Origin of the sequence: Streptomyces smyrnaeus (assembly GCF_017676345.1) — a bacterium.
GTDB classification, from domain to species: Bacteria; Actinomycetota; Actinomycetes; order Streptomycetales; family Streptomycetaceae; genus Streptomyces; species Streptomyces smyrnaeus.
In genome coordinates, this window is sequence record NZ_JAFFZM010000001.1 from 782,402 (window position 1) to 793,772 (window position 11,371).

Consider the following 11,371-nt stretch of genomic DNA (forward strand, 5'->3'; position numbering starts at 1 on the left):
GATCGCAGTCAGCCCTCGTTGCGAAAGGCGCGCTCATCGGAGAGGAATGCGCGGTGAAGGAATGCGCGGTCCCCCGGAGCCCGCGGGCCCGTGGGCCTTCGCGGGACCGGCAGGAAGCAGGACACGGCTTGAGCAACGGGCGCGGCCCCACCGCAGCCACCGGGAGGTGGGGCTCCGCTCCTCCGACCGCAATCGGTCACGGCAGCAGCAGGGCCGCCGCGTCGGTGTAGCGGGCCAGGCTGTCAGGATCGAGGCGGACTCCGAGCCCGGGTTCGTCGGGGACGGCCAGCGTCCCGTCCGCGTCGAGCCGCCAGGGGGTGGTCGTGAGGGAATCGACGTAGGGCGATCCGGTGACGTATTCGACCAGGTCCGTGTCGGGCAGTGCAGAAGCGAGTTGCAGATCGGCGGCGAGTCCGACGGCGGTGTTCCAGCCGTGCGGGATCAGCCGCACGCCGTGATCTTGGGCAGCCCATCCGATGCGGCGCTGCTCGCTGAGGCCGCCGACCTTCGTCACGTCCGGCTGAACGATGTCGAGGGCGCCGTTCTCCAGCCAAGGGTGGAAGCTCTGCCGCCTCGTCAGCACTTCCCCACCCGAGATCGCCACCGGCGCCTCGCGACGGAGGTTCACATAGTCGTCGAGGGCGTCGGGGCCGAGCGGTTCCTCGAACCAGGCGATGTCGTACCGGTCGAGCATCCGCGCGGTGCGCAGCGCCCACTTGTAGCCGTTGGACCAAGCGCTGTCGCTGCCCCCCGCATCCACCATGAGTAGCGCTTCAGGGCCCACGGCCTCCCGGGCCGCGGCCACGATCCGCTCATCGAGGCGCTCGCTGACTCGTCCGAAGAGGCCCCAGCCGATCTTGAAGGCCTTCCAGCCCTGGCCGGCGAGTTCCTGCAGATGTTCCGCCAGGATCTCCGGCTGGTCCATGAGCAAGGACGCGTAGGGGCGGACGCGTTCGCGGTAGCGGCCGCCCAGCAGGCGGCCGACGGGCTGGCCGGTGGCCTGGCCGAGCACGTCCCACAACGCGGTGTCGATGCCGCTGATGGTGTGCGTCACCGTGCCCCCGCGCCCCATCCAGAACGTGGTGCGGTGCAGCCGCTCCGACAGCCGTTCGGGCTCCGTCGCCTTCTCGCCGATCAGCAGGGGACGCAGAAGTTCGAGGGCTCCGCGGACCAGCGCCTCGCTGGTGAACACGCTACCGACGCCGACCAGCCCCTCGTCGGTGTGCACCGCCACCAAAGTGTGGACGACATCGTCCTGGTCGAGTTCCTCCTGCCATCCGCCTGCCGGGGTGGCGCCCCGCAGACCGGCCGCACGTACGTCACGGATCTTCATGGCTTCCTGATTCTTCGGTGAACGGTTCCGGGTGGGCTCCCGACGCCCGACCGGACGGTCGACGAGGCGGACAGCGCCCCAGCAGCCCCAGCAGCCTCAGGAGCTGGGAGCTCCCGGCGAGAGGGGGCGGCATGTGGCCGAACTGGTTCGCGCCACCTGTCCGGGATGGGCGGCGCTCGATGCGAGACACTAAGCCGCGCATGGCAGATGGTCAACCATCTGCCATCGACGGGATAGCTATCGTGGGTCCGTCGCCCGCACCAGCGGGCCCTTGTCCAGGGGATGGGAAACGCATGACGAGCTCGATGCCGCCGACCGGGCCGCCGGCGTCTCGGCGGGAATGGGTCCTGAACTGGCTCAGGCAGGCCATCGCGAGCGGGGAGATGAAACCCGGTGAGCGCCTGGTCGAGCGCGAACTGTCAGCCGGCTCCGGGGTCAGCCGCGGTCCCGTACGCGAGGCCATCATGATCCTGGAGCAGGAAGGGCTCGTGGTCTCCCATCCCTACCGAGGTGCGGTGGTCGCCGAGGTCTCGCAGCGCGAGGTACGAGAGGTCCTGGTGCCGATCCGGCTCACCATCGAGCGTTTCGCCTTCCGCGACGTCGCCGAGACACGCCCGCCGGAACTGCTCGACCGACTCGAACGCGTCGTCGAGGAAATGTTCGCTGCGGTCGGAGGCGAGGGCGACGCGGACCGCCTCGCCGACCTCGACCTGGCCTTCCACGAGGCGGTCATCACCGCGAGCGGCCACGTACAGGCGCTCCAGATCTGGCGCACGATCCAGCCTCGAGTGCATGCCTACTTCCTGCGAGACGCACCCGCACACTCGTCACCCGAGGAAATCCCCAGGCAGCACCGGGCACTGCTGTCAGCTTTGCGAACCGGCACGGTCGACGAGGTCGACTGCGCCGTCACACGACACATCGAGACCTACCTAGGTGACGACACATCGGCGTGAGCGCGCAGGCCCTACCGACCACACCGCCGCCTCCCATACACAGGCCCTCATCGCGGACTGCGGCACCCTACTCACCACCCACCGAGCGGCCCTCGAAGCAGGCCCCGACCCCCGGACCGTCACCCAGTGGATCGGGGAGACCGAAGCCCGGCACTCACAGGCGCAGGCCCTGCTCTCCGCCGCTCAGACACAAGCCGACGGACCAGCGCCACGGGAAGCTGTCGCCAAGATCGTCCGCTCGGTCGGCGATGCCGCCGCCGCAGTCCAGCGGGCCAGGCCAGGCCACAGGACAAAGCCGAGCCGTACAGCCGGCTCGGACTCCAGCTCACCCACGCCGCGAACAAGAGCCCACAGTCTCAGCCCTTGCCGAGATCGATCCCGGTGCCGGAAACAGCACATCCCCACGGCATACAGGAAGCCGTGGGGATGTGGTACGTGTCCGAGGGGGGACTCGAACCCCCACGCCCGATAAAGGGCACTAGCACCTCAAGCTAGCGCGTCTACCATTCCGCCACCCGGACCGGGCCGTGCCACGGCGTTGGGAGGCCGTGGCGACGGCCGTAACGATACCAAGGGTTGGGAGTGCTTCTCACCTGGGTTTCCTGGCGAGTTACCCTTTTTGTCCGGATGGTCGGGAAAATGGGGGTCGGTCCTCCCGGGTGGTGGCTAGCGGCGCTTGCCGCGGAGGTAGGCGGCGGAGCGGCGGGCGGAGGTCAGGGAGCCGGCGGGGTTGGCGGCGGGGTCGACGGCGTCGTCGCGTTCCATCAGCCAGTGGTGGTCGGCGCGGCGGCCCCGGTGCCGGCGCAGCGCGGTGCCGATGAAGTGCTCGTAGTCGATGTCGCCGTCACCGACGTCGACCATGTGGTAGCCGTCCGGGGATGCCTCGTCGTGTTCGCCGTCCTTGACGTGGAAGAGGGGGTAGCGGTGCGGGGCGGCCAGTACGTAGTCGATGGGGTCGAAGGGGGCCGGGGTGCCGTCGGGGCGGACGCTGAAGCGGTGCTTGCCGGCGAAGGCCCAGTAGATGTCCATCTCCAGGTAGACCAGTTCGGGGTCGGTCTCGGCGAGCAGTACGTCGTAGAGGCGCACATGGGGCTTGTCCTCGGCGAAGCCGAACTCCATCTGGTGGTTGTGCTGGTAGAACTTCAGCCCGCGTGCCCGTGCCGCCGCGCCGTAGGTGTTGAAGTCCTCGGCGGCGCGCTTCCAGGCGTCGACGGTGCGGCCGTACCGGTCGGGGCTGGCGGCCGTGCCCACGTGCGGGAGGCCGAGCGCCGCCGCGTCGTCGCAGACCTTCTCCAGCTGGGTGGCGAAGGTGTAGGCGTCGGGGTTGGCGGAGTAGTAGCCGACGTGGCTGCCGATGCCGCGCAGCCCGTGCTCGCGCAGCAGGCGCTTGAGCTGCCGCAGTGTGAGGTCGCCGGTGCCCTGGGTGTAGCCGGCGAACTCCACCGAGTCGTAGCCGTAGCGCTCCAGCTCCTTGAAGACGGTGGCGAAGCCGAGCTTCTGGACCTGGTCGCGGACGGTGTAGAGCTGGATGCCGAGTTTGCCGCGGGGGACGATCGGGCGGCAGCCGTGCCGGTCGATGGTGGGCTGCCGGTCGGCGGTGGACTGCCGGTCGGTGGCGGCGGAGGCCGGTGCGGCGCCCAGGAGGGAGGCGGCGGTGGCACCCGCCGCCACGCCGAGGAAGCCCCGGCGGCGCAGCCTGTGGTCGAGTTCGGCGTGCTGGGGCCGTGCGGATCTGCTGGTCATGAGGCGTCTCCCAGTGCGAGATCGAGGAGCAGGCGTTTGACTTCGGTGGCGGGGAAGGGCTGCGCGGAGGGCCGGGCCCCGGTGCCGGGGCCCCCGGAGCCGAGCGCGTCGGCGCGGGAGCACAGGAGCACGGGGCCGTCCTCGGTGCGGTCGGGCAGCCGGCCGTGGCTGCCGCGGATCGGGGAGGGGTCGAGGGGGACGACGGCCATGCGGTAGCGCATGCCGGTCTTCTTGCGGGCCAGCGCGGCGGCCGCGCGCAGCTTGACGTAGGGGTCCTTGGGGTCCATGAACAGCTCGACCGGGTCGTAGCCGGGCTTGCGGTGGATCTCCACGAGCTGCGCGAAGTCCGGGGCGCGGCGGCTGTCCAGCCAGTAGTAGTAGGTGAACCAGGCGTCGGGTTCGGCGACGGCGACCAGTTCGCCGGAGCGCGGGTGGTCCAGGCCCGCCTCCTTCTTCCCCGTCTCGTCGAGCAGCCGCTCCAGCCCGGGCAGTCCGGTCAGCGCCTCGCGGGTGGCGGCCAGGTCGGCCGGGTCGCGTACGTAGACGTGGGCGAGCTGGTGGTCGGCGACGGCGAAGGCGCGGGAGGCCCACGGGTCCAGGTACTCCATGCCGTCCTGGGTGTGCACTTCCAGCAGCCCGGCGCGGCGCAGCACGCGGTTGATGTCGACATGGCGGCGTACGCGGGTGATGCCGTACTCGGAGAGTGCGACGACGGTGCGGCCCTCGGCACGCGCGTCGGCGAGCAGCGGTGCGAGCGCGGCGTCCACGTCGGCGGCGGCGCGGTGGGCGCGGGGGTCGTCGGGCCCGTAGCGCTGGAGGTCGTAGTCGAGGTGGGGGACGTAGCACAGGGCGAGGTCGGGGTGGCGGGTGCGCAGGATGTGGCGGGTGGCGTCGATGATCCACTGCGAGGAGGTGAGGTTCGCGCCGGGGCCCCAGAAGGTGAACAGGGGGAAGTCGCCCAGCTCGGCGACGAGTTCGTCGTGCAGCGACGGGGGCCGGGTGTAGCAGTCGGGCTCCTTGCGGCCGTCGGCGTAGTAGATGGGGCGGGGTGTGACGGTCCAGTCCGTGTCCGCGCCCATCGCGTACCACCAGCAGATGTTGGCCACCGTGTAGCCGGGCTGCCGGGCACGGGCGGCGTGCCACAGCTTCTCGCCGCCGACCAGCGCGTTGTGCTGGCGCCACAGCAGGACGTCGCCGAGCTCGCGGAAGTACCAGCCGTTGCCGACGATGCCGTGGCCGGAGGGGAGTTCGCCGGTCAGGAACGTGGACTGGGCGGCGCAGGTGACGGCCGGCAGGACGGTGCCCAGTGGGGCCTGGGAGCCGCTGTCGGCCAGCGCCCGCAGGTGGGGCATATGGGCGAGCAGGGCTGGGGTCAGTCCCACGACGTCGACGACGAGCAAGGGGGTGCTCACGGCAGCTCCTTGAGGCCGAGACCGGTGAGGAGGTCACGGGCGGTGGACAGCTCGGCGGCGAGGCCGTCGGCGAGTTGTGCGCGGGTGGTGGGGCGCAGCGCGGGCGGCAGGGCCTGCCAGGTGTAGGTCTCCACCTCCAGGTGCCGGGTCAGCGGTGTCGGGCCGCCGACCAGGTGTGTCAGCGTCTCGTCGAGCACCGGCGTGGTCGCGGTCAGCGGCGGGGCGAGCGGGGCGTGCAGTGGTACGTGGAAGTGGGAGCGCCAGGGCCCGGTGGTGGGCAGTGCTCCGGGAGCCAGTGCCCGGTCGAGGTCGTCGGTGGCGCGCAGGGTGCCGTCCGGGGTGCGGGCGCGGGTCTGGTGCAAGAAGCGCGGCTCGGCGAACTCGGCCAGGGCCGCGCGCACTTCGGGCTGCTCGGGGTGCTCGGCGTGCAGCGCCGCGGACAGCTGGGACTTGACGATGGTCAGTCCCGCCTCGGCGAGCGCCGCCAGCGACTTGGCCGGGTCCTCGAAGGCGGTGGCCAGATGGCAGGTGTCCACGCAGACGCCGATCCGGTGCGCGGGCGGGCCGTCCTCTCCGGTCAGCGCCTCGATGGCGTCGGCCGTGGTCTCCACGGTGCAGCCGGGCTCGGGCTCCAGGCCGACGCGGATGGAGCGGCCGGTCAGCTCCTCCAGCGCGTCCAGACGTGCGGCGAGGGTGTGCAGCCGCGTCAACGCCCGGTGCCGGGCCTCGGCGTCGAAGCCGGTGTGCCAGGCCAGCGGCAGGGTGGAGACGCTTCCCTCGGTCACGTCGTCGGGCAGCAGCGCGGCCAGCAGCCGGGCGAGGTCGGTGGTGTGGTCCAGGCGCGCGTCGTCGGTCCAGTCGGGCCGGTAGACGCGGTACTTGACGTGCTCGTCGCCGAAGCCCTGGTACGGGAAGCCGTTCAGCGTGACGACCTCCAGTCCCGCCCGGTCGAGGCCGGAGCGCAGCCGCCGGATGGCGGCCGGGTCGTCGGTGAGCGTACGGGCCGCGTCGCGGGCCAGCCACAGGCCGATACCGAGCCGGTCGCGGTGCAGCCTGCGGCGTACGGGCTCGGCGTACTCGGTCAGCTGTCGCAGTACGCCGTCGAGCTGTTCGGCCGCGTGGACGTTGGTGCAGTAGGCGAGGTGGACCGTGGTGCCGTCGGGGTGCCGGAATCGCATGACCGCGCTCTCCTCACTCTCCGCCGCGCAGGATGGAGTTGCCCTGGAACAGCTGCTGCTCACGCTCCCCCGGCGGTGCGACGTCGAGGGTGAGCCGCCCGCTTTGGCCGTAGAAGGCGACCGGATTGCGCCACAGCACCTGGTCGACGTCGTCCTCGTCGAAGCCGGCGGCGAGCATGGCGTCGGCGACGTGGCTGGTCTTGAGCGGGTCGCTGTGCCCCCAGTCGGCAGCCGAGTTGACCAGCACCCGCTCGGTGCCGTGCACCCGCAGGATGCGGACCATCCGGTCGGGGTCCATCTTGGTGTCGGGGTAGATGGAGAATCCGAGCCAGCAGCCGCTGTCCGCCGCGGCGCCGACCGTGGTCTCGTTCAGGTGGTCGAGCACCACGCGCTCGGGCGGCAACCCGGACTCCCGCAGCACGTCGAGCGTGCGGGCCAGTCCCGCGGCCTTGTCGCGGTGCGGGGTGTGGACCAGTGCGGGCAGCTCATGGTCGAGGGCGAGCTGGAGCTGCGCCGCCAGCGCGGTGTCCTCGGCCGGCGTCATGGAGTCGTAGCCGACCTCGCCGACCGCCACGACCCCGTCCTTGATCAGATAGCGCGGCAGCTCGTCCAGTACGGGGGCGCAGCGCGGGTCGTTGGCCTCTTTGGGGTTGAGCGCCAGGGTGCAGTGGTGGGCGATGCCGTACTGGGCGGCGCGGTAGGGCTCCCAGCCGAGCAGCGAGTCGAAGTAGTCGAAGAACGTGGCGGGGGAAGTGCGGGGCTGGCCGAGCCAGAAGGACGGCTCGACCAGGGCGCGGACGCCGGCCTCGTACATCGCCGCGTAGTCGTCGGTGGTGCGGGACGTCATATGGATGTGCGGGTCGAAGATGCGGCGGGCCGGTGGGCGGGTCGGCGTCTTCATGGGGCGTCACGCTCCTCGATCTCCTCGCGGATCTCCTCGAACCGGGCCAGTTTCAGTACGTGTCCGAGGTCCTCGGGCACGGTGCGGCCCGCGGCGGTGCGCTCGCGCGCGTAGTCCGCCAGCATCCGGGCGAGCTCGTCGTCCCCCGCTGCGCGGTGTTCGAGCCCCGCCACGACGGCCAGCGGCACTCCGGTGAACAGGCACTTGAGCACTCCCTGCCGCCACTGGTGGGCCTGCAGATGTGCGGCGGCGTACGGTCCCAGTGCGGCGGCGATCAGCCGGGTGTCGTTGGTCCGTAAGGCGTCCTCGACCAGGGCGAGGGCTCCGGCCGTCGCCGGGGGCGGGTCCAGGTGCGGAAGGGCCAGCAGCACAGCGCGCCGCTCGTCGGCGGTGCCGCGCGTGTAGAGGCGGGTGAGCGTGTCGGTGTCCGGGGCGGCGGCGTGCAGGATGAGCACCCGGGCGGCGTCGACGGGGTCGGGCGCCACTGCGGCCGTGTCACTCGTCCGCGGTGCCGGGTGGCACTTGCGGCCCGCCGTGACGAAGTGCAGCTCCCAACGCGGGAGTCGTGGCGCGGCGCCCGTGTCGGGAGCGGCGCCTCCGCCGGGGGCGGCCGTGTCCGGTCGGGCGTCGGCCGCCTCGGTCAGGGCGCGGCGGAGCCAGGTGCGGGACTCCGCCGTCAGGTGGAGCTCCAGGCCGGTGCGGAGGGAGGCGAGCGGGGTCAGCATGGGGCGTCCTCCTGCGGCATGGTGGCCGCCTTCGCGGCCGTGGCTTCGGCGGTGGTCAGGAAGTCGAGGGAAGCGGCGGCGCGGTCGGGCCCGGCGTGCGAGTCGCGGGGCAGCTCGACGGTGACCAGACCGGTGTAGCCGACCTCGCGCAACGCGGCCAGCACCGGCGGGAAGTCGATCTCCCCCTCGCCGAAGGGGAGATGGGTGTGGACCCCGCGCCGCATGTCCTCGATCTGGACGTGCCGCAGCCACTCGGCGGCCGACCGGACGCAGTCGGCCGGGGGCTGCGGCTCCAGGCACTGGCAGTGCCCGATATCGAGGGTCACACCGAGCGGTTCCGGGCTGCCGAGTGCGGTGCGCAGCCGGTGGAACCCGGCCAGGTCCTCCAGCAGGTGGCCGGGCTCCGGCTCGATCGCCACCGGGACACCCGCGGCGCCGGCGCTGTCCAGCACCGGGCCGATGCCGTCGGCCAGCCGGGCCCAGCCCGCGTCGGGCGTGGTGCCCGGCGGGAGTTGCCCGCTGAAGCAGTGCACGGCGTGCGCCCCCAGGTCGGCGGCGACGCGGACTGCCTTGAGCAGCAGGTCCGTGCGGGCGGCGCGGGCCTGCGCGTCGGGGTCGAGCAGGGTGGGGTGGTGCTTGCGCCGCGCGTCGAGCACATAGCGTGCCCCCGTCTCGACGGTGACCGTCAGCCCGTGCTGCTCCAGGGCGCGGGCCACCTTCGCGGTGCGGGCCGCCAGGTCGGGCGCGAGGGGGTCGAGGTGCATATGGTCGAGCGTCAGCCCGACGCCCGCGTAGCCGAGGTCGGCCAGCAGTCCGAGGGCGTCGTCGAGCCGCAGGTCGGCCAGCCCGTTGGTGCCGTAGGCGTAGCGCAGTGGGGAGACGGGCCGGGACCGGGTCATGTAGGGCTGACCTTTCGGGAGAGGCGGCGGGCGACGGGCAGCAGACCGAGCAGTGCGAGGGCGGAAACGGAGCCGGCGGCCCCGCTCCCCTGGTCGCGGGCCGCGCCCTTCTCCGACGCCCGGGCGGTGAGCGCGGCCTGGAGCGGGAGCATGGCGCGGATCCCGCCGCCCACCGCGCGCTGGAGCAGCGGCGGCGAGGGGTTGAGCACGGCGTGCGCCAGCGGCCGGGTGGCGGTGGCGGCGTAGGTGGCGCTCGCGGCCACCGTCAGCGGGGTGCGCTGCCGGGCCAGCAGCCCGGCGATCGTCCCGACGGCCCCCAGCGCCGCCAGCGGTACGGCTGGTGATCCGCCCTCGGTCTCCCGTCGCGACACGGCGGTGACCGCGAGGGTGTGCGCTCCCATGGCCGCTGCCGCACCGAGCGGCCGCAGCGCCCTCTCGCTGCGTGCGGGCGGTACGGCAGGTGCGGGTGTCGCCGCGGCGCCGAGCAGTACGTCGAGGGTGCGGGCCGCCGCCATGGCGGCGGGCCCCGCCGCCGTGTGCTTCAGCCGCAGGTCGTACGCCCAGACGGTGCCGGCCAGCGCGGTGGCCGTGGCGAGGGGGAGCCGGCCGGTGCGAGCGGCCAGCGCCAGCCCCGCCGCCGTCAGAGCGGTGGCAGCGGTCAGGGCCGCGGCCGGGCGGATCCGGCCGGCGGGCAGGGGACGTTCGGGCCGCTCGCGGGCGTCCTCCTCGCGGTCGGCCCAGTCGTTGAGCGCCATTCCCGCCTCGTACAGGCACAGCGAGGCACCCGCGGCCAGCGCGGTGCCCCGGCCGGGTGGCCGGCCGGCCGAGGCCGCCCCCACCAGCGCGTCACCCGGCACGGTGGACACGGCGGAGACCCGCAGCAGCTGCGCCCAGGCAGCGAGGCGACCGCCCGTCATCGGGCGGGCCCGGCGAAGCGGGCGGCCAGGTCGAGCAGGGCGTGCCATTGGCCGGGGAGGTCGGCGGGGCCGTTGTCGGGGTCCTTGAAGTAGAAGCCGAGCCCGGGGAGCGGGCCGGTGATGCCGAGTTCGTCGGCGCGGGCCAGCAGCCGCGCCAGGTCGAGGACCAGTGGAGCGGCGAGGGCCGAGTCGCAGCCCTGCCAGGTGGTCTGGAGGACCATGCGCGAGCCGAGGAACCCGTCGAAGGCGATGTGGTCCCAGGCGGTCTTCCAGTCCCCCATCGCCGGTACGTCGTCGATGTGCACCTCGCCCTGGGGGAGGTCGCCGAGGTTGTCGGCGAGGACCCGGGCCTTGCCCGCGTTCTTGGCCGCCGCGGCGGCCGGGTCGGCGAGGGCCGCGCCGTCGCCGCCGCCCAGGAGGTTGGTGCCGGACCAGGCCCGGACGGCGAGCGCGCGCTGCGCGAACATCGGGGCGAGGACGGAGCGCAGCAGGGTCTGTCCGGTCTTGCCGTCGCGTCCCGCGTACGGGACGGCCGCGTCGCGGGCCGCCTCGGCCAGCCGGGGGTGGTGCAGCCCGGCCGAGGGTGTGAAGTTGACGTACGGGCTTCCCGCGCGCAGCGCCGCCGCCGCGTACAGGGAGCTGGGGGGCAGAGGTCCGCCGTCGGTGGGTGGGGCTTCGGTGCTGGCCACGTTGACGACGACGGTGCGGGCGAGGCCGTGGGTGCGGGTGAAGTCCTGGATGTCGGCGGCGTAGGCGGTGATCAGCTCGTCCTCGGTGGACGGCTCGGCGGCCGGGGCTCCGGGGCGGATCGCCGCGTCGGCGGTGGCGAGTTCGGCGCGGAGCGCGGCGGGGAGTCCGTATGGGAGGACGCCGGCCTCGGCGAGGGCCTCGGCCCGTTTGGGGAGGGGGCAGGAGGCGGTGTCGTGGCCGCCGAAGACGAGGGAGTCGAGGGGCGGGAGCCAGGCGCGGGAGAAGGGGGCGGTTTCGGTGACCATGCCGGTGGGTGGGTGCAGACCGGCCGCGAGGGCCGCGGCCCCGGCGATGGTGGTCGTCGCTACGGAGCCGCGTGCGCCGATGAGCCACACCCCGGTGCGGGGCGCCTGGCCGGCGGGGCTCGGGTTGTGGTGGGTCACGGTGTCCTCCCTCTTGCGGTGCCATGTGGGCGCCTGCGGCGGGTTGCTCCCCGTCCCCGCCCCTTCCCCTTTTCTCACAGGGGGCGCCCCTGTGCGACCCCCTCCTGGGGGCTGCGCCGGGCTGGTGGTTGCGGCCGGATGCCGTCTGCGGGCCCGGTTGTGCCCACCCGTCCC

Annotated in this window: 10 protein-coding genes and 1 tRNA gene; 1 reads left to right on the forward strand and 10 read right to left on the reverse strand. The window is 73.1% G+C overall.

What is annotated here, in order from left to right:
- Nucleotides 1-196: 196 nt before the first annotated feature.
- A complete protein-coding gene (locus tag JW613_RS03410) occupies nt 197-1,333 on the reverse strand; it encodes a mandelate racemase/muconate lactonizing enzyme family protein (protein ID WP_209209156.1) in 1,137 nt (378 codons plus the stop codon).
- A gap of 293 nt (nt 1,334-1,626) precedes the next feature.
- Here JW613_RS03410 and JW613_RS03415 point away from each other — a divergent pair, with 293 nt between their 5' ends.
- The gene (locus JW613_RS03415; RefSeq protein ID WP_209209157.1) at nt 1,627-2,289 is read left to right on the forward strand and encodes a GntR family transcriptional regulator; all 663 of its coding nucleotides are present in this window, start codon (nt 1,627-1,629) and stop codon (nt 2,287-2,289) included.
- A gap of 436 nt (nt 2,290-2,725) precedes the next feature.
- On the opposite strand, the gene JW613_RS03420 is transcribed toward JW613_RS03415, so the two are convergent.
- From JW613_RS03420 to JW613_RS03460, 9 genes are all read right to left on the reverse strand, one after another.
- Nucleotides 2,726-2,810, reverse strand: a tRNA-Leu gene (locus tag JW613_RS03420).
- A 145-nt stretch (nt 2,811-2,955) separates the two neighbouring features.
- Nucleotides 2,956-4,032, reverse strand: coding sequence for a sugar phosphate isomerase/epimerase family protein (locus tag JW613_RS03425; RefSeq protein ID WP_209209158.1), 1,077 nt, complete (start codon nt 4,030-4,032; stop codon nt 2,956-2,958).
- The gene (locus tag JW613_RS03430; RefSeq protein WP_209209159.1) at nt 4,029-5,444 is read right to left on the reverse strand and encodes an alkaline phosphatase family protein; all 1,416 of its coding nucleotides are present in this window, start codon (nt 5,442-5,444) and stop codon (nt 4,029-4,031) included. Before JW613_RS03430 ends, JW613_RS03425 begins: the two co-directional genes overlap by 4 nt.
- Nucleotides 5,441-6,622, reverse strand: coding sequence for a metabolite traffic protein EboE (gene eboE, locus JW613_RS03435; protein ID WP_209209160.1), 1,182 nt, complete (start codon nt 6,620-6,622; stop codon nt 5,441-5,443). Before eboE ends, JW613_RS03430 begins: the two co-directional genes overlap by 4 nt.
- A gap of 13 nt (nt 6,623-6,635) precedes the next feature.
- Entirely contained in the window at nt 6,636-7,523 is an 888-nt protein-coding gene (locus JW613_RS03440; protein ID WP_209209161.1) for a TatD family hydrolase, read from the reverse strand.
- Nucleotides 7,520-8,248, reverse strand: coding sequence for an EboA domain-containing protein (locus tag JW613_RS03445; protein WP_209209162.1), 729 nt, complete (start codon nt 8,246-8,248; stop codon nt 7,520-7,522). The genes JW613_RS03440 and JW613_RS03445 overlap by 4 nt, the downstream gene beginning before the upstream one ends.
- Nucleotides 8,242-9,147, reverse strand: coding sequence for a sugar phosphate isomerase/epimerase family protein (locus JW613_RS03450; RefSeq protein WP_209209163.1), 906 nt, complete (start codon nt 9,145-9,147; stop codon nt 8,242-8,244). Before JW613_RS03450 ends, JW613_RS03445 begins: the two co-directional genes overlap by 7 nt.
- Entirely contained in the window at nt 9,144-10,064 is a 921-nt protein-coding gene (locus tag JW613_RS03455) for an SCO3242 family prenyltransferase (RefSeq protein WP_209209164.1), read from the reverse strand. Before JW613_RS03455 ends, JW613_RS03450 begins: the two co-directional genes overlap by 4 nt.
- Entirely contained in the window at nt 10,061-11,197 is a 1,137-nt protein-coding gene (locus tag JW613_RS03460; RefSeq protein ID WP_209209165.1) for an inositol-3-phosphate synthase, read from the reverse strand. Before JW613_RS03460 ends, JW613_RS03455 begins: the two co-directional genes overlap by 4 nt.
- Between the last annotated feature and the right edge of the window lie 174 nt (nt 11,198-11,371).